The sequence below is a fragment of the Pseudomonas sp. SGAir0191 genome (assembly GCF_002812565.2).
GTDB lineage: Bacteria > Pseudomonadota > Gammaproteobacteria > Pseudomonadales > Pseudomonadaceae > Aquipseudomonas > Aquipseudomonas parafulva_B.
On the sequence record NZ_CP025035.2, the window covers coordinates 4,319,849 to 4,341,788 of the forward strand.

The 21,940-nt window shown below is 62.5% G+C and carries 23 protein-coding genes and 3 tRNA genes; 8 read left to right on the top strand and 18 right to left on the bottom strand.

Translation table 11 applies throughout. The annotated features are described in order from the left end of the window. Position 1: 1 nt before the first annotated feature. From CWR53_RS19280 to yacG, 3 genes are read left to right on the top strand one after another with little or no spacing between them, the layout of a single operon-like run. Entirely contained in the window at positions 2 to 871 is an 870-nt protein-coding gene (locus tag CWR53_RS19280; RefSeq protein WP_100852279.1) for an A24 family peptidase, read from the top strand. Continuing rightward, positions 868 to 1,491, top strand: a complete 624-nt coding sequence (coaE, locus tag CWR53_RS19285; protein WP_100852280.1) for a dephospho-CoA kinase — start codon at positions 868 to 870, stop codon at positions 1,489 to 1,491. Before CWR53_RS19280 ends, coaE begins: the two co-directional genes overlap by 4 nt. Then, a complete protein-coding gene (gene yacG, locus CWR53_RS19290; RefSeq protein ID WP_023533231.1) occupies positions 1,488 to 1,688 on the top strand; it encodes a DNA gyrase inhibitor YacG in 201 nt (66 codons plus the stop codon). Before coaE ends, yacG begins: the two co-directional genes overlap by 4 nt. A 49-nt stretch (positions 1,689 to 1,737) precedes the next feature. Here yacG and CWR53_RS19295 read toward each other — a convergent pair whose 3' ends face one another. Next, positions 1,738 to 2,421, bottom strand: a complete 684-nt coding sequence (locus CWR53_RS19295; RefSeq protein ID WP_100852281.1) for an energy-coupling factor ABC transporter permease — start codon at positions 2,419 to 2,421, stop codon at positions 1,738 to 1,740. A 150-nt stretch (positions 2,422 to 2,571) separates the two neighbouring features. Between CWR53_RS19295 and CWR53_RS19300 the strand changes: the two genes are divergently transcribed. Beyond that, positions 2,572 to 3,201, top strand: coding sequence for a DUF1780 domain-containing protein (locus CWR53_RS19300; RefSeq protein ID WP_100852282.1), 630 nt, complete (start codon positions 2,572 to 2,574; stop codon positions 3,199 to 3,201). A gap of 348 nt (positions 3,202 to 3,549) precedes the next feature. Further along, complete coding sequence (locus tag CWR53_RS19305; RefSeq protein ID WP_027915703.1) at positions 3,550 to 4,845, top strand: NAD(P)/FAD-dependent oxidoreductase; 1,296 nt, start codon at positions 3,550 to 3,552, stop codon at positions 4,843 to 4,845. 36 nt (positions 4,846 to 4,881) lie between these two features. On the opposite strand, the gene CWR53_RS19310 is transcribed toward CWR53_RS19305, so the two are convergent. The 7 genes from CWR53_RS19310 to rluD all read right to left on the bottom strand — a co-directional run bounded on the left by CWR53_RS19310 (position 4,882) and on the right by rluD (position 11,210). Then, positions 4,882 to 5,883, bottom strand: a complete 1,002-nt coding sequence (locus CWR53_RS19310; protein ID WP_181405447.1) for an FAD-binding oxidoreductase — start codon at positions 5,881 to 5,883, stop codon at positions 4,882 to 4,884. Positions 5,884 to 6,050: 167 nt separating this feature from the next. Then, positions 6,051 to 6,126, bottom strand: a tRNA-Lys gene (locus tag CWR53_RS19315). A 6-nt stretch (positions 6,127 to 6,132) separates the two neighbouring features. Beyond that, a tRNA-Pro gene (locus tag CWR53_RS19320) sits at positions 6,133 to 6,209 on the bottom strand. Between the two features lie 4 nt (positions 6,210 to 6,213). Beyond that, positions 6,214 to 6,289: transfer RNA gene (locus CWR53_RS19325), tRNA-Asn, on the bottom strand. A 483-nt stretch (positions 6,290 to 6,772) separates the two neighbouring features. Next, positions 6,773 to 9,337 (bottom strand): ATP-dependent chaperone ClpB, encoded by a 2,565-nt coding sequence (gene clpB, locus CWR53_RS19330; protein WP_023533276.1) that lies wholly within the window; start codon positions 9,335 to 9,337, stop codon positions 6,773 to 6,775. Between the two features lie 173 nt (positions 9,338 to 9,510). Continuing rightward, entirely contained in the window at positions 9,511 to 10,251 is a 741-nt protein-coding gene (gene pgeF, locus CWR53_RS19340) for a peptidoglycan editing factor PgeF (protein ID WP_100852284.1), read from the bottom strand. Further along, the gene (gene rluD, locus CWR53_RS19345) at positions 10,248 to 11,210 is read right to left on the bottom strand and encodes a 23S rRNA pseudouridine(1911/1915/1917) synthase RluD (protein WP_023533229.1); all 963 of its coding nucleotides are present in this window, start codon (positions 11,208 to 11,210) and stop codon (positions 10,248 to 10,250) included. The genes pgeF and rluD overlap by 4 nt, the downstream gene beginning before the upstream one ends. A 147-nt stretch (positions 11,211 to 11,357) precedes the next feature. On the opposite strand from rluD, the gene CWR53_RS19350 reads away from it, so the two are divergent. Together CWR53_RS19350 and CWR53_RS19355 are read left to right on the top strand one after the other, a co-directional pair. Further along, positions 11,358 to 12,377 carry an outer membrane protein assembly factor BamD gene (locus CWR53_RS19350; protein ID WP_058603159.1) on the top strand — a complete coding sequence of 340 codons (1,020 nt, stop codon included), beginning with the start codon at positions 11,358 to 11,360 and terminating at the stop codon, positions 12,375 to 12,377. A gap of 94 nt (positions 12,378 to 12,471) precedes the next feature. After that, positions 12,472 to 12,702 carry a PP0621 family protein gene (locus CWR53_RS19355; protein WP_023533255.1) on the top strand — a complete coding sequence of 77 codons (231 nt, stop codon included), beginning with the start codon at positions 12,472 to 12,474 and terminating at the stop codon, positions 12,700 to 12,702. Positions 12,703 to 12,710: 8 nt separating this feature from the next. On the opposite strand, the gene thiO is transcribed toward CWR53_RS19355, so the two are convergent. From thiO to CWR53_RS19380, 5 genes are read right to left on the bottom strand one after another with little or no spacing between them, the layout of a single operon-like run. Then, positions 12,711 to 13,808 carry a glycine oxidase ThiO gene (gene thiO, locus CWR53_RS19360; RefSeq protein ID WP_100852285.1) on the bottom strand — a complete coding sequence of 366 codons (1,098 nt, stop codon included), beginning with the start codon at positions 13,806 to 13,808 and terminating at the stop codon, positions 12,711 to 12,713. Between the two features lie 56 nt (positions 13,809 to 13,864). Further along, a complete protein-coding gene (locus tag CWR53_RS19365; RefSeq protein ID WP_058603162.1) occupies positions 13,865 to 14,251 on the bottom strand; it encodes a type IV pilin protein in 387 nt (128 codons plus the stop codon). Position 14,252: 1 nt separating this feature from the next. Next, entirely contained in the window at positions 14,253 to 14,717 is a 465-nt protein-coding gene (locus CWR53_RS19370) for a hypothetical protein (protein ID WP_100852286.1), read from the bottom strand. After that, positions 14,714 to 15,352, bottom strand: coding sequence for a PilW family protein (locus tag CWR53_RS19375; RefSeq protein WP_100852287.1), 639 nt, complete (start codon positions 15,350 to 15,352; stop codon positions 14,714 to 14,716). The genes CWR53_RS19370 and CWR53_RS19375 overlap by 4 nt, the downstream gene beginning before the upstream one ends. Further along, on the bottom strand, positions 15,349 to 15,531 hold the full coding sequence (locus tag CWR53_RS19380) for a prepilin-type N-terminal cleavage/methylation domain-containing protein (protein ID WP_100852288.1): 183 nt from the start codon (positions 15,529 to 15,531) through the stop codon (positions 15,349 to 15,351). Before CWR53_RS19380 ends, CWR53_RS19375 begins: the two co-directional genes overlap by 4 nt. 109 nt (positions 15,532 to 15,640) lie before the next feature. Here CWR53_RS19380 and CWR53_RS19385 point away from each other — a divergent pair, with 109 nt between their 5' ends. Then, the gene (locus tag CWR53_RS19385; RefSeq protein ID WP_100852289.1) at positions 15,641 to 16,138 is read left to right on the top strand and encodes a GspH/FimT family pseudopilin; all 498 of its coding nucleotides are present in this window, start codon (positions 15,641 to 15,643) and stop codon (positions 16,136 to 16,138) included. 36 nt (positions 16,139 to 16,174) lie between these two features. Here the strand turns inward: CWR53_RS19385 and ispH are convergent, their stop codons facing one another. From ispH to ribF, 5 genes are read right to left on the bottom strand one after another with little or no spacing between them, the layout of a single operon-like run. Then, positions 16,175 to 17,122 (bottom strand): 4-hydroxy-3-methylbut-2-enyl diphosphate reductase, encoded by a 948-nt coding sequence (ispH, locus tag CWR53_RS19390; protein WP_058603167.1) that lies wholly within the window; start codon positions 17,120 to 17,122, stop codon positions 16,175 to 16,177. Positions 17,123 to 17,136: 14 nt separating this feature from the next. Continuing rightward, positions 17,137 to 17,574: an FKBP-type peptidyl-prolyl cis-trans isomerase gene (gene fkpB, locus CWR53_RS19395; protein WP_100852290.1), complete on the bottom strand. Its 438-nt coding sequence runs from the start codon at positions 17,572 to 17,574 to the stop codon at positions 17,137 to 17,139. After that, on the bottom strand, positions 17,567 to 18,082 hold the full coding sequence (gene lspA / locus CWR53_RS19400) for a signal peptidase II (RefSeq protein ID WP_058603169.1): 516 nt from the start codon (positions 18,080 to 18,082) through the stop codon (positions 17,567 to 17,569). Before lspA ends, fkpB begins: the two co-directional genes overlap by 8 nt. Further along, positions 18,075 to 20,906 (bottom strand): isoleucine--tRNA ligase, encoded by a 2,832-nt coding sequence (ileS, locus tag CWR53_RS19405; protein WP_058603170.1) that lies wholly within the window; start codon positions 20,904 to 20,906, stop codon positions 18,075 to 18,077. Before ileS ends, lspA begins: the two co-directional genes overlap by 8 nt. After that, positions 20,903 to 21,853: a bifunctional riboflavin kinase/FAD synthetase gene (gene ribF, locus CWR53_RS19410; RefSeq protein ID WP_100852291.1), complete on the bottom strand. Its 951-nt coding sequence runs from the start codon at positions 21,851 to 21,853 to the stop codon at positions 20,903 to 20,905. Before ribF ends, ileS begins: the two co-directional genes overlap by 4 nt. Positions 21,854 to 21,940: the final 87 nt, after the last annotated feature.

The following is a 21,940-nucleotide window of genomic DNA, read 5'->3' on the forward strand; positions in this document are numbered from 1 at the left end:
TATGACGGTCTGGACACTGCAGGGCATGGAGCCTGCGCATTTCATCGCCTGGGCGGTGCTGCTCGGTTTGCTGGCAGGCAGCTTCATCAATGTCGTGGCGCATCGTTTGCCGATCATGCTCAAGCGGCAATGGCGACGCACTGCTCAAGAGATACTGGAGCTACCCCCAACCTCGTCTGCGCGGTTCGACTTATGGTTACCCGGCTCCCATTGCCCTTTGTGCAAGCACGTCATCCGTGCGTGGGAGAACATCCCTGTGCTCAGTTACCTGGCACTCAATGGCCGTTGCCGGGGGTGCAAGGGACGGATCACCGTGCGTTATCCCTTGGTCGAGGTGGCCAGTACCCTGTTGTCGATGGCCATTGCCTGGCGCTTCGGCCCGTCGGAGCAAGCGCTTTTTGCGCTGCTGCTGACCTGGTGCCTGCTGACGCTGAGCCTGATCGATGCGGATCAACAGCTGTTGCCCGACGTCCTGGTGTTGCCGGCAGTGTGGCTGGGGCTGATCGTCAATGCTGGCAATGTGTTCGCGCCACTTGGCGATGCGCTGTGGGGCGCCGTGCTGGGTTATCTGAGCCTCTGGACCGTCTACTGGGCATTCAAGTTGCTGACCGGCAAGGAAGGCCTTGGGTATGGTGACTTCAAATTGATGGCGCTCATCGGTGCCTGGGGTGGCTGGCAGGTGCTGCCCCTGACCCTATTGCTGTCCTCGGTGGCGGGCACATTCATAGGGTTGTGCCTGATCGGGCTGCGCCGGCATGCCATGGGGGCGGCAATGCCCTTTGGGCCTTATCTGGCTATTGCGGGGTGGATTGCCGTGCTCTGGGGTGATGAAATACCCACCTCCTACATGCAACTGCTTGGATTCCAATGACCACAGCGGCCACAACACCCTGGATTCTCGGCCTCACCGGCGGCATCGGCAGCGGCAAGAGCGCCGCAGCCGAGCGATTCGTCGAGCTTGGCGTGCACTTGGTCGATGCCGATCAGGCAGCGCGGTGGGTGGTCGAGCCCGGCCGCCCGGCCTTGGCGAGCATCGTCGAGCACTTCGGCCCTACCGTGCTGCAGGCGGATGGGCAGCTTGACCGTGCCGCGCTGCGCCAGTTGATCTTCACCGACCCGGCGCAGCGCAAATGGCTGGAGCAATTGTTGCACCCGCTGATCGGCCAGGAGATTTTCAGTTACCTGGCCAAAGGGCAATCGCCCTATGCGGTGTATGTCTCGCCCCTGCTGATCGAGTCGGGGCAGTATAAGAAAACCCAGCGCGTACTGGTCATCGACGCCCCGCAGACCCTGCAGGTAGCACGCACCCTCGCCCGCGACCACACCAGCGCCGAGCAGGTGCAGGCCATTCTTCAGGCCCAGCTGCCGCGTGAAGAACGCCTGCGCCATGCCGATGACGTGGTGGTCAATGACGGCGACCTGGGTCACTTGCATGCGCAGATCGACCGACTGCACCACTTTTATCTGACTTTACGAGGAGGCCAGCCATGAGCCAGCCATTGACCGTCGATTGCCCGACCTGTGGCGCACCTGTGGAATGGAACGAGAAGAACACCTTTCGGCCATTCTGCTCCGACCGCTGCAAACTGATCGACCTGGGCGCCTGGGCGTCCGAGGAGCACAAGATTCCCGGGGCCGAGGACTCGGAAGACGAATTGTATTCGGGGGATCTGGAGCCTCGTCACTGATCACTTTGGGAGATACACCAGCTAGATGCTGTGCAGCGAGGCATGGCTGTCAGTCACCGCCTTCCTTCCAGGGAGCCTGCAGGTATCGAGTGCGGTTGAACGTCTCCAGCCATTCGGGGCAGAAGACCACCAGTGCGCTGATGACGGTTCCGTTGATAAACGCTTCGGGAAACATCATCAGCCACAGGTAGCCCACGAAATCACTCAGCCACTCCGGCATGGCGAACAACCCATCGAGCCAGAGCAACCCCAGCGCGGCACTAAGGCAGACGACCACCGTCAGTGCCGCCGGGAAAAACCCTGAGCAAAAGATGTACACGAAAAGGTTTTGCGGCTGCGCGCGTTCCACCGCGATGGCACAGACTTCGGTGACCAGGACCGGCAGGCCGACCAACAGCAGGCCGTTGACCCCTAACGCAGTCAACTCCTGACGCCCGAGCAGCAGCAGGCCCACTTGCGCCATGAAGCCACCCAGTACTGCCAGCGGCCAGTCCAGCAGCAGGGTGACGGCGGTCATGCCGATGAAGTGGTAGGACACGCCCGTGTCGAAATCACGCCGAACCAACCACAGCGCGAACAACCCGACCACGGTGCCGAACAGCAAGTGCTGGCGCCGTCGGTCGGTGACCAGCTCGACCCAGCGGGCCTGACTGGTGGCCCAGGCGAGCAGCGGCACGTAGCCGAGCCAGCCAACGGTCAGCGTTGTTCCCGACAGCACCTGCGCGCTGATCATGTAGGAATAACCTCAATCAATGCATGGACAAAGGCGAGTCTACACGTATTGCCCAAGTATCAACGTGTCCCTACACCACAAGCATGCAATTCATTGATTCAAGGCGCGATCAACACCTGATCGTCATCAAATTACAGCTAAGCTTGCTTCATGGATGATTCCGATTACCTGCGCCTGCTGACCATCCAGGCCGAACAAGCCAATGCGTTTCTGTCCAATGCCCGCAAATGGGAGCGTGAGCGTTGGGTCTGCCAGCGCCTGCTACAAGGCCTGAACATCGCGTATCGCAACGAAGACTTCACACCCGCCGGCCAGGAGCCGCCTGACGTACTGTTCCGCGATGCGGCCTTCGAGGTGTTCTTCGTGCTGGACGAGGGTCGCCGGCTTAACGATGAATGGCGAGAAGAGCTGCAACGCAGGCGCAGCGCCTTTTCACTGGCGCAACTGGTGCGACGCGAAGCGCGCCCTCGCCGCATCAGTGCCACCGAGTTGCTGGGCAGGCTGGCACCTACCCTGCGCAAGAAAGCGCACAACTACCGTGAGCGCGGGCTGGACCTGAACGAGCTGGACATCATTGCCTTCGCCAGCCTCAAGCGCGAGGTGCTGGACCTCAACACCCACTTCCCGCCGCCCACCGAGTATTTGCGCCAGGGCTGGCGCTCCCTGTCGCTGGTCGGGCCAACCTTTGCCCGGGTGTTGTTCGCTCACCCGGATGCGCCGGACTTTCTTCGCGGCAACCTGGGGCGCAGCATCGTCTTCGATGTGGGGATCAGCCTTTGATCCTGTGCAGTGATCGTTTGCGATGACGTACACTCGGCGGCGCGGATAGAAAGCATTATCATTTGTTACAGCCGCGTGAGCGACCACTGTAGCGTTTGCCCCTGCACGAACGTCTATCCGTAGAGGCCCAGCATGACCCACGCCTGAACCCTGCGTGTCAGCCAGTGTCGATGATGACCTGCAAGCCCTGCATACATTGGGGTCGAGCATCTCGCCACCCCCGCTGTCTTGGGTCTGCGCCCGTTGAGTGGACCGGAGCTATGAGCTGCCTTGCGCTCGCCCTCCCCTCTTACCCCGTGCGGCCGGCCCGTTGGGCCAAGAATTCCGTAAACCTTATGAGATATTCCCATGACTCATCGCATCGTGATTGTCGGCGGCGGCGCCGGCGGCTTGGAATTGGCGACCCGCCTGGGCAAGACCCTGGGCAAGCGCAAGCAGGCTGACATCACCCTGGTGGACACCAACCTCACCCATATCTGGAAACCGCTGCTGCACGAGGTGGCCGCCGGCTCCTTGAACTCCTCCGAAGACGAACTGAACTACGTGGCGCAAGCCAAGTGGAACCACTTCAACTTCCAACTGGGGCGCATGAGCGGCCTGGAGCGTGAGAGCAAGCGGATCCAGTTGGCCGCCACGCTCGATGAAGACGGCCGCGAACTGCTGCCCGCGCGCACCCTTGCCTACGACACCCTGGTCATTGCCGTGGGCTCGAACACCAACGACTTCGGCACCTTGGGTGCGGCGCAGCATTGCCTGTTCCTGGACACGCGCAAGCAGGCTGAACGCTTCCACCAGCAACTGCTCAACCATTACCTGCGCGCCCATGCAGGCGATGTGGCCAGTGAAAAGATCAGCGTAGCCATCGTCGGTGCAGGTGCCACGGGCGTGGAGCTGGCTGCCGAGCTGCATCACGCGGCCCATGAACTGGCGGCCTACGGCCTGGACCGCATTCAACCGAAAGACATGCACATCACCTTGATCGAGGCAGGCCCGCGCGTGCTGCCGGCACTGCCGGAGCGCATCAGCGTGCCCGTGCATCAGACCCTTGAGAAGCTGGGGGTGAAGGTAATGACCAACGCGGCCGTCAGCGAAGTGACGGCCGAAGGTCTCAAGACCAAGGACGGCGAAGTGATCCAGGCCAGCCTGAAGGTCTGGGCAGCGGGCATTCGGGCGCCGGGTTTCCTGAAGGAGATCGATGGCCTGGAGACCAACCGCATCAACCAACTGGTCGTACGGCCCACCCTGCAAACCACCCGTGATGACGATATTTTCGCCTTCGGTGACTGCGCCGCCTGCCCGCAGCCAGACAGCGATCGCAACGTACCGCCCCGGGCGCAGGCGGCCCACCAGCAGGCGTCGATGCTGGCGCAGAGCATCAAGGCGCGCCTTGAGAACAAGCCGCTGCCGACCTACCAGTACAAGGATTATGGCTCGCTGGTGTCGCTCTCGCGCTTCTCGGCCGTGGGTAACCTGATGGGTAACTTGATGGGCAGTGTGAAGCTCGAAGGCTGGCTGGCAAGGATGTTCTACGTGTCGCTGTATCGTATGCACCAGATGGCGTTGTACGGTTTCTTCCGCACGGCCCTGATGATGCTGGGCAGCAAGATTGGTCGCGGCACTGAACCACGGCTGAAGTTGCACTGACCTGGCTGCTGGCTGGGTGCACTCGCAGGCGCCCGGCTAGCGTCGCGTTCGAACGATTTCCTCGGCTGCCAGACGGCCGAGGTGGGGCGCTAGCACGATTCCAGGATGTGCCACCAAGGCGTACACCCCCTCGACGCCAGGAAGGTAACCCATCACAGGCTTGCCTTCCGGGGTCATCGGTCGGTGCCCGATACTGACCGCGCGCAGCGAAAGCGCCGTGGCGCCGATGAACATCTGCCGGATGGCTTTTGTGGTGCGCTCGACCAAGGCTGGCAACCCTGCCTCACCCTCGGCAGGCGCTTCTTCGGCGCAGGCCACGCCCCCTTCCAATGCCGGGCGTAACTCCAAGCCATTACCGTAGACCAGGTGCCGCACTACACCGGCTGGCGCCGCGAAGCGCATCAGTACAGCAGGCCGGGTAAGCAAGGGCAAGGGCAGACCTACACCTGCTGCAAGGCCGATTGCGGCACCGGCATTGGCCAGCACCACGGTATCGGCGGCGTAGGTTTGCGTTGCGCACCTGGCGGCCGTCACGCGTCCGTTGTGCGTCTCTATGCCATCGACCCGCCGGCCGTATAGAACCTCTGCCCCGGCTTGCTCGGCGCCGCTCAACAGCATTTTCGCCAAGGCAACAGGTTCCACGGCAAAATCGTCCGGCGCCCAAGCGGCCAGTGTGGGTGGCGTGATCATGCACGGCTCAAGTGCGCTTATCTGCTGGGCGTCCAGTGGTTGAAGGTTTACGCCGGCAGAACGTTGCTGGTGGATGAGGGCGGCCGTTTGCGCATCGTTGTCCAACCACACCATGGCGCCACGGGCGGCAATCGGCAAAGGCCCGAGGTCAAGCGCCAGCCGGTTGAAGTCGGCGATGGCCTGCAATGTGGAGGAAAATGCCGCCGGGTTGTCCGATGCACTGGCGCTGGCAGTGCCTACCCAACCATATGACCAACGGGTAACGCCACTGGCGGCTCGAGACCCTTGCTCCAGAACAGTGACCCGAGCACCGAGCCTTGCAAGGTGCCACGCAATGGAAGCACCCATGATGCCTCCACCCACGACCACGACACTTGATGTGTTGGCTCCCATGCCAATAGGTCCCCAGACTGCGAAAGACACAGGCCAGAATAGCGGATTTGCGGGAAAACACAGGGCTTAGAAAAACCGAGGCAAAAGAAAAAGGGCATCTCATTCGAGATGCCCTTCTTACATGGTGGGTCGTGTAGGATTCGAACCTACGACCAATTGGTTAAAAGCCAACTGCTCTACCAACTGAGCTAACGACCCGGAAAATGGTCGGGGTGAGGGGATTCGAACTCCTGACATCCTGCTCCCAAAGCAGGCGCGCTACCGGACTGCGCTACACCCCGAGATTGGCTCCGCGACCTGGACTCGAACCAGGGACCCAATGATTAACAGTCATTTGCTCTACCGACTGAGCTATCGCGGAACTGAACTTCGGTACAACCTTACATCTTCGAAGCTTGTGTTAACTTCGGTCTCTTTGGCTATCCGCTTTCGCGTTATCGCTGCTGAGGCCGGCTATTCTACATTCTTCGTTTTGCTTGTCAACCACTTTTTTTCATTCAACTTACTGATTTCTAAGTTGTTTTGCGGTCACCGGTGTTGCTGGTGATTCGCTTAGTGCCTGACAACGCGGCGTATATTAGGGCCACTCGATTGATCATGCAAGCATAAATTTCAAAAATTTCAGCAAGTTATCTTGGATTAGCGCAAAGGCCCGGTTTTACGGGGGTTGGCCGGGCTCGTCGATGACAGCATAAGGGTTGTCAGGGCCGCTTTGCGGCCCATCGCGGCACGAGGCCGCTCCTACCCTGACCGCATGATGCCTAATGCATCAGGATTTGGAGCGACATTGCCGGGGCGCCGGACCAGCCGCAATGGGCCGCGAGACGGCCCCAACAACTTAACGTCACGCAAAGACGATCTCGTCGCCTTCCACCGTGGCAGTGATCGCCGTACCTGGCACGAACTTGCCCGACAGGATCAACTGCGCCAGCGGGTTTTCGATCCAGCGCTGAATCGCGCGCTTGAGCGGCCGCGCACCATACACCGGGTCGTAACCCACGGCGATCAGCTTGTCCAGGGCTTGCGGGCTCAAGCTCAGCGAAAGCTCGCGCTCCATCAGGCGGCTGCGCAGCCGTCCCAGCTGGATCTCGGTAATGCCGGCGATCTGCTCGCGGCCCAGCGGTTCGAACACCACCACTTCGTCGATCCGGTTGATGAATTCGGGACGGAAGTGCGCGCCCACCGCATCCATCACGGCGGCACGCTGCGCCTCGCGATCGCCCACCAACTCCTGGATCTGTGCCGAGCCGAGGTTGGACGTCATCACGATGACCGTATTGCGGAAGTCCACGGTGCGCCCGTGGCTATCGGTGAGGCGTCCGTCTTCCAGTACCTGCAACAGCACGTTGAACACGTCGGGGTGAGCCTTCTCTACCTCGTCGAGCAGCACCACCGAGTACGGCTTGCGGCGTACGGCCTCGGTCAGGTAACCGCCCTCCTCGTACCCCACATAGCCTGGTGGTGCACCAATCAGCCGCGCCACGGAGTGTTTCTCCATGAACTCGGACATATCGATACGCACCATGGCCTCCTCGGTATCGAACAGGAATTCGGCCAGCGCCTTGCACAGTTCGGTCTTGCCCACGCCGGTCGGGCCGAGGAACATGAACGAGCCGCTGGGCCGGTTAGGATCGGACAAGCCTGCCCGGGACCGGCGCACCGCGTTGGCCACGGCGGTAACGGCCTCGCTCTGGCCAATTACACGCTGATGCAGCAGCGCTTCCATTTTCAGCAGCTTCTCGCGCTCGCCTTCCAGCATCTTGGACACAGGGATGCCCGTCCACTTGGAAACCACTTCGGCGATTTCTTCCTCGGTCACCTTGTTGCGCAGCAATTGGTTATCGGTCTTGCCGTGCTGGTCCACCATCTGCAGGCTGCGCTCCAGGTCCGGGATTACCCCGTACTGCAGCTCAGCCATGCGGCTCAGGTCGCCTTTGCGGCGGGCGGCCTCAAGTTCCTGACGCGCTTGCTCGATCTTTTGCTGAATCTGGGCCGAACCCTGCACTTCAGCTTTTTCCGACGCCCAGATCTCTTCGAGGTCGGAATATTCACGCTCAAGGCGCTCGATTTCCTCGGTCAGCTTCTCCAAGCGCTTCTTGGCAGCCTCATCCTCTTCTTTCTTGAGCGCCTGGGACTCGACCTTAAGCTGGATCAGACGGCGGTCGAGACGGTCGAGGACCTCAGGCTTGGAGTCGATTTCCATCCGAATACGGCTGGCTGCCTCGTCGATCAGGTCGATGGCCTTGTCAGGCAACTGGCGATCGGTGATGTAGCGGTGGCTGAGCTTGGCCGCCGCGATGATGGCGCCGTCGGTGATGGCCACCTTGTGGTGCACTTCATAGCGTTCTTTCAGGCCACGCAGAATAGCGATGGTGTCCTCTTCGCTAGGCTCCTCCACCAGCACCTTCTGGAAGCGACGCTCCAGGGCCGCGTCCTTCTCGATGAACTGGCGGTACTCGTTCAAGGTGGTGGCGCCTACGCAATGCAGTTCACCACGGGCCAGGGCCGGCTTGAGCATGTTGCCCGCATCCATGGCACCCTCGCCTTTACCGGCGCCGACCATGGTGTGCAGTTCGTCGATGAACAGGATCACCTGCCCTTCCTGCTTCGACAGTTCGTTGAGCAGGCCTTTGAGGCGCTCTTCGAATTCACCCCGGTACTTGGCGCCGGCAATCAGGGCCCCCATGTCCAGGGCGAGCAAACGCTTGCCTTTCAGGCCATCTGGCACTTCACCGTTGATGATGCGCTGGGCGAGGCCTTCGGCAATGGCGGTCTTGCCCACGCCGGGCTCACCGATCAGCACGGGGTTGTTCTTGGTACGGCGTTGCAACACCTGAACGGTGCGGCGGATTTCGTCGTCACGGCCGATCACAGGGTCAAGCTTGCCTTCTTCGGCACGCTTGGTCAGGTCGACGGTGTACTTGTCCAGTGCCTGACGCGATTCCTCGGCGTTGGCATCGTTCACGGCCGCACCACCGCGCAGGTTGTTGATGGCGTTCTCCAAGGCTTTCTTGCTCACGCCCTGGCTGAGCAGCAACTTGCCCAGCTTGCTGTTCTCGTCCATGGCCGCCAGCACGACCAGCTCGCTGGAAATGAACTGATCACCCTTTTGCTGGGCCAGGCGGTCTGCCTGGTTGAGCAGGCGTGCCAGATCCTGCGACATGTTCACATCGCCCGTGGGGTTCTGGATTTTCGGCAGTTGGTCAAGTTCCTTGACCATCGCCTGACGCAGGCTATTGATGTCGAAGCCGACCTGCATCAGCAGTGGCTTGATAGAGCCACCTTGCTGTTCGAGCAAGGCCTGGAGCAAGTGGACAGGCTCGATGGCGGGGTGATCCATGCCAACGGCCAGGGATTGCGCATCGGATATTGCAAGCTGGAGCTTGCTGGTCAAACGGTCTATTCGCATGATGTACCTTCCTGTAAAGGGCAGGTCGGAGCGATGGACAGCGCCTGTTTATGAAGAAACCTGCCTGAGATGTCTTATAGATAAGGCTGATTCTGGAAGATTCAAGCGTAGCGGGGTTGACGGAGGTCAAGCTGTTGGATTTGCACTGGTGTAAGGGCAGGTGCAGCCCATTGCTAGCGCGGCGCCAGCCACACCAATGAAGCGAAACGCCCACCTTGCGGGGTGCGCCGATAAGAGAAGAACCGCTCGTCGCTCACCGTGCACAAGCCGCCACCGTAAACAGCCGTGACCCCACGGGCTGCCAGGCGAATACGGGCCAGGGCGTAGATATCGGCCATCAGCTTGCCGGGGCGTTTGCCGTCGACGAATGCCCGCGCGGCCTCCGGGTGCACCGCAGTGAAGGCATCACGCACTTCCAGGCCCACTTCGAATGCCTGGGGCCCAATCGCCGGGCCCAGCCATACCAGCACCTGAGCCGGTGGTACGTCCAGGCGATCCAGGGTGGCCTCCAGCACGCCCCCGGCAAGCCCGCGCCAGCCCGCATGGGCTGCCGCCACCTGCGTACCAACCTGGTCACAGAACAGTACAGGCAGGCAATCGGCGGTCATCACCGTGCAGGCGATGCCTGGCCGGTCGGTCCAGCTGGCATCGGCTTCGACCACGCGGGACGGGTCGGCATCGGCGACGGCCAAGCCGTGCACCTGCTTGAGCCAGGCGGGCTGGATGTCGAACTCGCCGCTCAGGCGCAGACGGTTCTGGGCAACGGCCGCAGGGTCGTCCCCCACATGGTCACCCAGGTTGAAGGTATCGAAAGGCGGCAGGCTGACGCCGCCCTGGCGGGTGGTGACGCAGGCGCGAACCGAGGCTGGCGCAGGCCAGTCCGGTGTCAGCAGCCACTGCGTCAGGCCACTCATCCGATGAAACTCTCGCGATCCTGGTTGAGCAGCGACAGCAGCCAGACGAAATCATCGGGCAGCGGCGATTCCCATTCCATGCGCTCGCCCGTCGCCGGGTGCACCAGTGCCAGGAAGCGTGCGTGCAGGGCCTGACGCGGGAAGGTCTTGACCGCCTCGACCATGGTCGGGCTTGCCGCAGGCGGGATGCGGAAGCGCCCGCCGTAGGTCTGGTCACCGACCAGGGGGAAGCCGACGTGGGCCATGTGCACGCGAATCTGGTGGGTACGGCCGGTTTCGAGCTTGACCCGCACGTGAGTGTGCGACCGGAAACGCTTGAGCACACGGTAGTGGCTGACTGCTGGCTTGCCACCGTCTGTGACAGCCATGCGCTGGCGCATGCCGCCGTGGCGACCGATGGGGGCGTCGATCTTGCCGCCGGCGGTGACCACGCCCACCACGATGCATTCGTAGATACGGCTGACCGAGCGCTTCTGCAACTGGTCCACCAGGTGGGTTTGCGCCTGCAAGGTCTTGGCCACGACCATCAGGCCGGTGGTGTCCTTGTCCAGGCGGTGGACGATGCCGGCACGTGGCACGTTGATGATGTCGGGCACGTGATGCAGCAAGGCGTTGAGCAAGGTACCGCTGGCATGGCCGGCAGCCGGGTGCACCACCAGGCCCGCAGGCTTGTTGATGACCAGGATCTGGTCGTCTTCATAGACGATGTCCAGCGCAATGTCCTCGGCCTCCCATTCGCCCTGGGCTTCCTGCTCGGCTTCCAGGGCCAGCACGGCACCGCCATGCACGGTGTCACGCGGGCGCAGGACAGCACCGTCGACCGTCAGACGGCCATCTTTGATCCATGCCGTCAGCCGCGAGCGCGAATACTCGTCGAACAATTGGGCGGCGACCTGGTCGAGGCGTTGACCGCCCAGTTCGGACGGGACCTCTGCGCTAAGTTGAATGATCTCGGACATGCTCGATTCAGTGGGCGCACAGCCTTTGGTTTCAGCTGCGAGCTTGTGGTTAAATACGGCTTCTTTTGTCCCGGGGTTGGCCGGGGCGCTCATCATAACAGGACGGCCCCGCCCAAGACAGCGGCCGTCAAAGGGACGCAAGCCGCCATGCAAGTGAAACACCTGCTGCTGATCGCCATCCTCGGGCTCACCGCGGCCTGTTCCTCTAATAAGGAAGTCATCGACGAGAACCTCAGCGAGGCCGAGCTGTATCAGCAGGCCCAGGCTGACCTGGACAATTCCAGCTACACCAGCGCCGTAAACAAGCTCAAGGCCCTGGAGTCGCGTTACCCGTTCGGCCGCTATGCCGACCAGGCGCAGCTGGAGCTGATCTACGCCAACTACAAGAACTCGGAGCCGGAGGCTGCCAAGTCGGCTGCCGAGCGCTTCATCCGCCTGCACCCGCAGCACCCGAACGTCGACTACGCCTACTACCTCAAAGGCCTGACCTCCTTCGACCAGGACCGTGGCCTGCTGGCGCGCTTCCTGCCGCTGGACATGACCAAACGCGACCCGGGCGCGGCCCGCGACTCGTACAACGAGTTCGCGCAGCTCACCAGCCGTTTCCCCAACAGCCGTTACGCGCCGGACGCCAAGCAGCGCATGATCTACCTGCGCAACCTGCTGGCCTCCTATGAAATCCACGTGGCCGACTACTACCTCAGCCGTCAGGCATACGTGGCTGCCGCCAACCGTGGCCGCTACGTGGTGGAGAACTTCCAGGAAACGCCTTCGGTCGGCGACGGCCTGGCGGTGATGGTCGAGGCGTACCAGAAGATGCACCTGGACGACCTGGCTGCCACTAGCCTCGAGACCCTGAAGCTCAACTACCCGGACCACCCGAGCCTGGCCGATGGCGAGTTCCAGCCCAAGCAGACCGAGTCTGACGGTCGCGGCTGGCTGTCCAAGGCTACGCTGGGCCTGATCGAAACCGACACCCCGCTGCCACCGGGCCAGACCCGCGCTAACCAGGACGTGATCAAGCAGTTCCAAGATGCGCGTGACGAAATGCCCAAGGAGCTGCTGCCCAAGGACGAAAACGGCGACCCGATCGAGCCACCAGGGCCCAAGGAAGCCGACAGCAACCGTTCCTGGTTCAGCTACATGACCTTCGGTCTGTTCGACTGATTCAGGCGTTGCATGAAAGGGAGGTCCTGGACCTCCCTTTTTTATTGCCTGCGCCCTAGACTGTCATCCTCTTTCATTCGACAAGCTGAACACCATGGTTCGCCTACTTTTCTGGATCGTTCTGATCGCCGCCGCGTTCTGGCTGTGGCGCAAATTCAAACTCAGCCAGCAACCGCGTCAAGAGGCCAAGCTCGACGCGCCTTTAAAAATGGTTCGCTGCGCGCATTGCGGCGTGCACCTGCCCACCGATCAAGCACTGGCGCAGGGCAACACCTGGTATTGCAGCCAGGCGCACTTGCAGCAGGGGCCTGGCCGCCAGGGTTGATCGGGCGGTTAGCCAAGACGCCCATGGGGGGCGTAGGGTGCCGGGTCGATGATGGGCTCGGCGCCACTGAGCAAATCGGCCAGCAGTTGGCACGAGGCTGGCGCCAGCACCAGCCCGTTTCGATAATGGCCGCAGTTCAGCCATAACCCATCAAAACCTGGCACCGGCCCGATAAACGGAACGCCTTCAGGCGAACCTGGCCGTAGCCCGGCCCAGTGGGCCACCACGGGCGCGCCATCCAGGCCGGGCAGCAGATCCACCGCCGATGCCTTGAGGCTTGCCAGCGCCTGATCGGTGGGGGTCTTGTCGTAGCCGGCATACTCCAGCGTGCTGCCAACCAGAATGTGCCCATCCCGGCGTGGAATTGCATAACGGCCTTTGGCAAGCACCATGCTTGGCAGAAAATCTTCAGCGCATTTGAACAGGATCATCTGCCCTTTCACCGGCTCGACCGGAAGCTCAAGGCCCAGGTGGCGTAGCAGTTCGCCGCTCCAGGCGCCGGCACTGAGTACGACTTCGTCGGCGGCCAGCTCGCCTTCAGCGGTGCTCACCCCAACGATACGACCGTCCTGCTGCACAAAACCCGTGATCTGGCAGTGCTCACGCACACTCACATTGGGTAATGCCAGCAACGCTGCCTTCAGCGATTTGACCAGGCGTGGGTTGCGCACATTGGCCACGCCTTCCATGTAGAGGGCCCGCTCAAAGCCTGGCCCCAGCACAGGGACTGCGTCGTACACCGCCGAAATGTCCACGGCGCTCAGCGGGCGCTGCTCACGGCCCGCCCAAGCCAAGGCCTGGGCTTGATCATCCAGGTCGAGCCAGTAAAGCCCGGTGGTATGCACTTCAGGGTCCAGGCCCGTGCTGGCGAACAGGCGCTCGCCCAGCTGTGGATAGAAGTCTTGCGACCAATGCGCCAGGGCGGTCACTGCCGGGCTGTAGCGCCACGGATACAGGGGTGAGACGATACCGCCCCCGGCCCAGGATGACTCGCGGCCTACCTCGCCCTGGTCGCATATCACCACCTGGTCAACGCTCGCCGCCAGGTTGAATGCCGTCAGCAGGCCAATGACCCCGCCACCGACCACCACTACTTGCTTGCTCATCTGTCGATTCAACACCTGAAGTAAAAAACCGCGATGCACCGGGCACCTGTGACCGTTCAGCCTCCCCAGCAGCGCGCGCTGTCGCTGGCGCCGTGGTTGCGCCCTACCCCAGCTTGATCAAGCTCGAAATCGCCACAGCGGTCCTCGGCCATGAGCCCTGTGGGCAAACGTCGGGCACGCAGGGTGAAGGTCTGGTCCTCGCGCAGCGCTTGCAGGCTGTAGTAGCGGTTGCCCGAAGGCAGACTCGGGTCGCCGTCGGCATACTGGCCAGTAAGCAAGCGATGGCGTTCCAGGCGCAATGCGGCATCGTGCAACAGGGCGACCACCTCGTGGCGCGCTGCCTGCCGCAGGTGGTCGTTGTAACGGGGGTAGGCAATGGCTGCCAGAATGCCGGTGACGGCCAGCACAATCAACAGCTCGATCAGGCTGATGCCTTGCTGCATGTCAGTCTCCTCTGAATCTTTGTCGCCACGCCATGCGGACAAGCTCACCGCCATCGTTGGCATACACCGCTTCCACTGCCTGCCGCGGATGACTTCGCTGGCTGACCGCGGTGACCCGGAAAACTGTCACTGGTCGCCCCATCGGGATAGCCACGGCGCGTTGCGTAGTGCCTAGGTTCTGCACCTGAAAAAAGCCTTCCGGCCCGGCTTGCCAGGCCCCGGCCAGGCGATGAGGCTGCTCAGGCGGCAGACATACTTCACACGGCGGTGGCGGCGCCTGCACGATCGATTGCTTGCCAACCGCCAATGTGGCTTCGGCCTGCTCGAAGGCCAGCTGACCTTCTTTGAACAGGCCTACCATTTGCGTTTCAACGGCGGCTGCACGTAGCGCCGAAGTGCTCAGCACCCCCAACAAAAGGCTCAGCACCAACGCCAACAGCAGCACCACCCCCCGCTCACGTGTCATGGCTCGCCCCCGTTGCGGCGGGCCACACTGACAACGTACTGCTGCTCCAGCGCCAACAAAGGGTCGAACAGATTCAAGTGCAGGTCGATGCGCTGGCCATCGTCCGCAGCCACCACGTGCAGACGGCGCACATGCTCAAGCAGGGGCTGGGTGCTGCTGCCACGGGTGAAGTACAGGGTATCGTCCCTGACGGCGTAACGATGCCGGGTGATGGGGATGGCCATCAGCGGCGCGGCGGCGTGGACATGTCCACGATGTACTTTGGCGTATCCGACGCAGTCAGTGAGCAGGGTCCATTGGGGCTTGAGCGAATGGCCCGGAAGGTCGGCCACTACCACCGTGAGGCTTGATTCCTCGACTTCCAGTGGTCGGCTAAAGGCGGCAAGGGTGTCGCCGTCCGGCAGATCAGCGGGCTCTAAGCGCAGGCAGCCGAACATGCCAGCCATGCGGACGTCCTGGGCCATGCGCAATAGGGCCAGCCGTGCATCTTCCTGCATGCGCAGCGCACCCCCTTGCAACTGCCACGCCCGGTGGGCAGAGGTGAACAACTGGCTGGCGCCGGCCAACAGCATCAACCCGAGTGCCAGCGCCAGCAGCAGTTCGAGCAATCCGACCCCGTTTTGCCGAAGCCTCATGGCAGCGCCTGCTCATGTGCACTGGCAGATGCCAGCACCGCCTGCACCTGCTGCCGAGCGTCATGCGTGGCCTGCAAAGCCTGCATGTGCAGCGCCGCTGCGGCAAACATGCCCACGGCAATCACTACCATGCCCAACAGCGTTTCCAAGAGCGTCATGCCCCGTTGCGTTACCTGCATCCCTGCAGCTCCTGCGACTTTTCATGCGTTGTCGATGTACGCCTGCCACTGGAAGGGTGACCCGGCGTGCGTGAAGCTAAAGCCAAGCACGTCCAAGGAGAAATGCACGGTGAAGCAACAGGGAGTAACACTGATACAAACGGTGTCGGCGCTGGCGGTGCTCGCTGTCCTGACGCAGCTTGGCGCGCCTGTCTACGTCAAGCTCAGCGATGACCTACACCGTGCTGCCGTCACGCGGGACTTGGCGCAAACGCTGCGTAGCGCACGCGGGCACGCCATGCTGTTGGGTGAGGATGTGCGGGTGCAGGCGCTCGACGATGCGTGGGGCAACGGATGGCGAGTGATGCTGGAGCAGGATTCGCGGGTGCTGCGTGAGCAACGCCTGCGCCGGCCTCTGCAGATCGCCGCGAACCTGGGTACGACGATGACGTTCACGGCCATGGGCCTGCCAGTCAACCCTGCCGGCAACTGGCTGGCGGCGACTTTCGAGGTATGCACGCGCTCGGCCGGCACCAGCCAGCATCAAGTGGTAATGGCGTCCAGCGGCAGGGTCAGAGTATCGAATGAAATCCGCGATAGTCGAAGGTGCACAGGTGCTGGGGCCTGAGCGTTTATGGATAAACGCTCAGGCCCGCGCAGGCGATCAGATCAATGAGCGCACACGCAGCTCTTTGGGCATCGAGAAGGTGACGTTCTCTTCACGCCCGTCCAGCTCTTCGGCGCCCGTAGCGCCCCATGCCTTGAGCTGTTCGATGACGCCGCGCACCAGCACTTCCGGCGCGGACGCGCCTGCGGTGATGCCGATGCGGCCAACCTGGTCGAACCAGGCCCGCTGCAGGTCTTCAGCACCGTCGATCAGATGGGCCGGGGTGCCCATGCGCTCGGCAAGTTCACGCAGGCGGTTGGAGTTGGAACTGTTGGGGCTGCCGACCACCAGGACCACATCACACTCGTCGGCCAGTTGCTTCACGGCATCCTGGCGGTTTTGCGTGGCGTAGCAGATGTCGTCCTTGCGCGGCCCGCCGATGTTGGGAAAGCGCGCACGCAGCGCGTCGATCACGCGACTGGTGTCGTCCATCGACAGGGTAGTTTGCGTCACGAATGCCAGGTGGTCAGGGTCTTTGACCTGCAGATTGGCCACATCGTTCTCGTCTTCTACCAGGTAGATGGCCCCGCCATTGCTGGCGTCATACTGCCCCATGGTGCCTTCGACTTCCGGGTGCCCGGCATGGCCAATCAGGATGCACTCACGGCCATCGCGGCTGTACTTGGCCACCTCGATGTGCACCTTGGTAACCAATGGGCAGGTGGCATCGAACACCTTCAGGCCGCGCCCACCGGCTTCCTGACGCACGGCCTGGGAAACCCCATGGGCGCTGAAGATGACGATGACATCGTCCGGCACCTGATCGAGCTCCTCGACGAAAATGGCGCCGCGGCTGCGCAGGTCTTCGACGACGAACTTGTTGTGCACCACTTCGTGACGCACATAGATGGGCGGGCCGAACACTTCCAGCGCGCGGTTGACGATTTCGATTGCCCGGTCGACCCCCGCGCAGAAGCCGCGCGGGTTGGCGAGTTTGATTTGCATGATCGGCTCCAGGCCTACAGGGCCTTCACCTCGAGGATCTCCACCTCGAAGGTCAGGGTCTTGCCAGCCAGTGGGTGATTGAAGTCGATGGTCACCTGATCGTCGTCGAAGGCCTTCACCACGCCCGGCAGTTCGGCGTTGGCGGCGTCCTTGAAAATGATCAGCAAGCCATCGGACAGCTCCATGCCTTCGAACTGGGACCTCGGCATAACCTGCACATTCTGTGGGTTAGGCTGGCCGAAGGCGTTCTCCGGGGCAACCTCCACGGTACGCTTGTCGCCAGCCTTGAAACCGAACAGCGCGGCCTCGAAGCCCGGCAGCAGGTTGCCGTCGCCCACCTTGAAGGTGGCAGGTGCCTTGTCGAACGTGCTGTCGACCGTGTCACCGTTTTCCAGGTGCAGGGCGAAATGCAGGGTGACTTCGGTTTTCTGGCCGATACGAATGTCAGTCATGGACCGGCTCCTCGGATTTCTTGCTCTTGAACATATCCAGCGCCAACATGATTGCGCCGACGGTGATGGCGCTGTCGGCCACGTTGAAGGCCGGGAAGTAGTGGCGGTTCTGCCAGTGCACCAGGATGAAATCGACCACATGGCCCAGCACGATGCGATCGTAGAGGTTCCCGATGGCACCGCCCAGTACCAGGGCCAGCGCTACGGCCAGCCAGGTTTCATGACGACCGAGGCGCTTGAGCCACACCACCAGCACTGCGCTGACCACTACGGCGATCAAGGCGAACAGCCAACGCTGCCAGCCGGCGCCATCGGCCAGGAAACTGAACGCAGCGCCAGTGTTGTAGGCCAGGGTCCAGCTGAAGTAGTCGGGAATGACGACAATTTGCTGGTACATGGTCAGGGCGTTGTTGAAGTACAGCTTGGTGGCCTGGTCGACGACCAGGACCAGCACGCTCAGCCACAGCCATGCGAGGCGCCCGAAGCGCCCCGCTGCAAGGTTAGGCATAGTGGCGCACCTCGCCGGAGCCGGTCAGGTTTTCCACACAGCGACCGCAGATTTCCGGGTGCTCCGGATGGCTGCCGACGTCTGCACGGAAGTGCCAGCAACGGCCGCACTTGGTGTAGCCGGACTTGACCACTTTCAGCTTGAGGCCTTCCACTTCGGTCGCCACCGCCTCGGCAGGCGCCTGCGCGAACGGCACAACGCTGGCAGCCGAGGTGATGAGCACGAAGCGCAGCTCGTCGCCCAGCTTGTTCAGGTCGGCGCTCAGGCCCTCGTCCGCATACAAGGTGACTTCGGCCTGCAGGTTGCCGCCGATGACCTTGGCGGTCCGCTGGTTTTCCAGTTCCTTGTTGACCGAAGCCTTGACCGCCATGACTCGATCCCAATAGGCGCGATCGAGTTCGGTGCCTTCCGGCAGCTCGCTCAGGCCCTCATACCAGCCATTGAGCATGACCGACTCGTTACGCTCACCCGGCAGGTACTGCCAGATTTCGTCGGCGGTGAAGGCCAGGATCGGCGCGATCCAGCGCACCAGCGCCTCGCTGATGTGGTACAGCGCGGTCTGGCAGGAGCGACGGGCGACGCTGTTGGCACCCGTGGTGTACTGGCGATCCTTGATGATGTCGAGGTAGAAACCACCCAGCTCCTGTACACAGAAGTTGTGCACCTTGGAGTAGACGTTCCAGAAGCGGTACTCGCCGTAGTGCTCTTCCAGCTCGCGTTGCAGCAACAGGGTGCGGTCCACCGCCCAACGGTCCAGGGCCAGCATGTCCTGCGGCGCGAGCAGGTCGCGGGCCGGGTCGAAGCCGGTCAGGTTGGAGAGCAGGAAGCGTGCGGTGTTTCGAATACGCCGGTAGGCATCGGCGCTGCGCTGCAGGATCTGCTCGGACACTGCCATTTCGCCGGAGTAGTCGGTGGCAGCTACCCACAGGCGCAGGATATCGGCACCCAGGGTGTTGTTGACCTTCTCGGGCTCGATGGTGTTGCCCAGCGACTTGGACATCTTGCGGCCGTTCTCGTCCACGGTGAAGCCGTGGGTCAGCAGCTCGCGGTACGGGGCGTGGCCGTCGATGGCGCAGCCGGTCAACAGCGACGAGTGGAACCAGCCGCGGTGTTGGTCGGAACCTTCCAGGTACAAATCGGCGCGGGGGCCGGTGGCATGGCCGATGTCGTGGGAGCCGCGCAGTACATGCCAGTGCGTGGTGCCAGAGTCGAACCATACGTCCAGGGTGTCGGCGATCTTGTCGTACTGCTCGGCTTCGGCGCCCAGCAACTCGGCGGCGTCGAGCTTGAACCAGGCCTCGATGCCCTGTTGCTCGACGCGCTTGGCAACCTCTTCCATCAACTCGACGGTGCGTGGGTGCAGCTCACCCGTCTGCTTGTTCAGGAAGAACGGGATAGGCACGCCCCAGTTGCGCTGGCGCGAAATGCACCAGTCAGGCCGGTTGGCGATCATCGAGTGCAGGCGTGCCTGGCCCCACGCCGGGACGAACTTGGTGTCCTCGATGGCCTTGAGGGCACGCTCGCGCAGCGGTTCACCGTCGCGTGGCTGTTTGTCCATGCCCACGAACCACTGTGCGGTGGCACGGTAGATCAGCGGCGACTTGTGACGCCAGCAGTGCATGTAGCTGTGGCTGATGGTCTCGGTGTGCATCAGCGCACCGACTTCGCCCAGTTTCTCTACGATGGCCGGGTTGGCCTTCCAGATGAACTGCCCGCCGAAGAACGGCAGCGATTCGACGTACACCCCGTTGCTCTGCACGGGCGTGAGGATGTCATCGTTGACCATGCCGTAGCGCTTGCAGGTCACGAAGTCGTCTTCACCGTAGGCCGGCGCGGAATGCACCACGCCAGTGCCTGCGCCGAGTTCGACGTACTCGGCCAGGTAGACCGGCGAGAGGCGGTCGTAGAACGGGTGACGGAAGTTGACCAGTTCAAGGGCCGAGCCTGGAGCGGTGGCGATTACCGAACCTTCCAGCTCAAAGCGCTTGAGGCAGGACTCGACCAGCTCTTCGGCCAGGACCAGCAGGCGCTCGCCGATATCGACCAGAGCGTACTGGAATTCGGGGTGAACGTTCAGTGCCTGGTTGGCAGGGATGGTCCACGGGGTGGTGGTCCAGATCACGATGGCGGCCGGCTTTTCGAGTGCCGCCAAACCGAAAGCTGCGGCCAGCTTGGCGTCATCGGCGACAGGGAACGCCACGTCGATGGTCTGCGACTTCTTGTCGGCGTATTCGACTTCGGCCTCGGCCAGTGCCGAGCCGCAATCGAAGCACCAGTTCACCGGCTTGAGGCCCTTGAACACGTAGCCCTGCTTGACCATCTCGGCCAGGGCGCGGATTTCACCGGCCTCGTTGGCAAAGTTCATGGTCTTGTAGGGGTTGTCCCAATCGCCCAGCACGCCCAGGCGAATGAACTCGGTCTTCTGCCCTTCGATCTGCTCGGCAGCGTACTCGCGGCACAGCTCGCGGGTACGGTCGGCGGTCAGGTGCTTGCCATGGGTGACTTCGACCTTGTGTTCGATCGGCAGCCCATGGCAGTCCCAGCCCGGCACGTACGGCGCATCGAAGCCGGCCAGGGTCTTGGAACGGACGATCATGTCCTTGAGGATCTTGTTCAGCGCATGACCGATGTGGATCTTGCCGTTGGCGTAGGGCGGGCCGTCGTGCAGGACGAACTTGGGACGATCCTTGCCAATCTCGCGCAGCTTCTGGTACAGGCCAATGCTGTCCCAGCGCTGCAGAATCTGCGGTTCGCGCTGAGGCAGGCCGGCCTTCATGGGGAAGGCGGTGTCCGGAAGGTTTAGCGTGGCTTTGTAGTCGGTCATTTCAGGCTCTTGGTTAGCGGTTGAGCGTGCCAATGTGCACGTGCGGCGGCGATATCCGCATCGATCGCCGACTTCAGCGCCTCCAGGGAGGCGAATCGCTGCTCTTCACGCAGCTTGTGGTGGAACACCACCGTCAGGCGGCGGCCATAAAGGTCACCGGCATAGTCCAGAAGATGGATTTCCAGGTGCGGGCGTCCGTCACCGGCAACGGTAGGACGCACGCCAATGTTGCCGACACCCGCCCAGGCCTTGCCATCGATCTCGATACTGGCCAGGTAGACCCCGGCCAGCGGTATACGACGGCGCTTGAGTTGGATGTTGGCGGTGGGTGTGCCGAGCTGGCGGGCCAGCTTCTGGCCATGCAAAACGCGGCCGGTGATGCTGTACGGGCGGCCCAGCAGGTGCTCGGCCAGCTCGAAGTTGCCTTGCGCCAGCGCCTTGCGCACCTCGGTACTGCTGACCCGCAGGCCGTCCTGGATCACGGTGTTGGCGGCTTCTACGGTAAAACCATACTGCGCGCCTGCCTGGACCAGGAAGGCGAAGTCGCCTTTGCGGTCACAGCCAAAGCGGAAGTCGTCACCCACTTCAAGATGCTGCACGCCCAGGCCATCGACCAGGATGGTACTGACGAAGTCGTCGGCGTCGAGCTCACCCAGGCGCTGGTTGAAGGCCAGGCACAACACGCGGTCGATGCCCTCCCCGGCCAGCAACGCGACCTTGTCGCGCAGCCGGGCCAGGCGGGCCGGCGCGGTGTCGGGCGTGAAGTACTCACGCGGCTGCGGTTCGAAGATTACCACGCAGGTCGGCAGGCCCAGGGCCTGGCCGCGCTCGCGCAGGCGCTCCAGGATTGCCCGGTGGCCACGATGTACCCCGTCGAAGTTGCCAATGGTGGCGACACACCCCCGGTGTTCGGGGCGCAGGTTGTGAAGACCTCGAACCAGCTGCATAACGCGCTTCTTGCTCATAAAGTGGCCGATTATAACCACACCCGGGCGCCGGTGACAGGCAGCAGCGCCCAAGGGCGGCGTGGATTG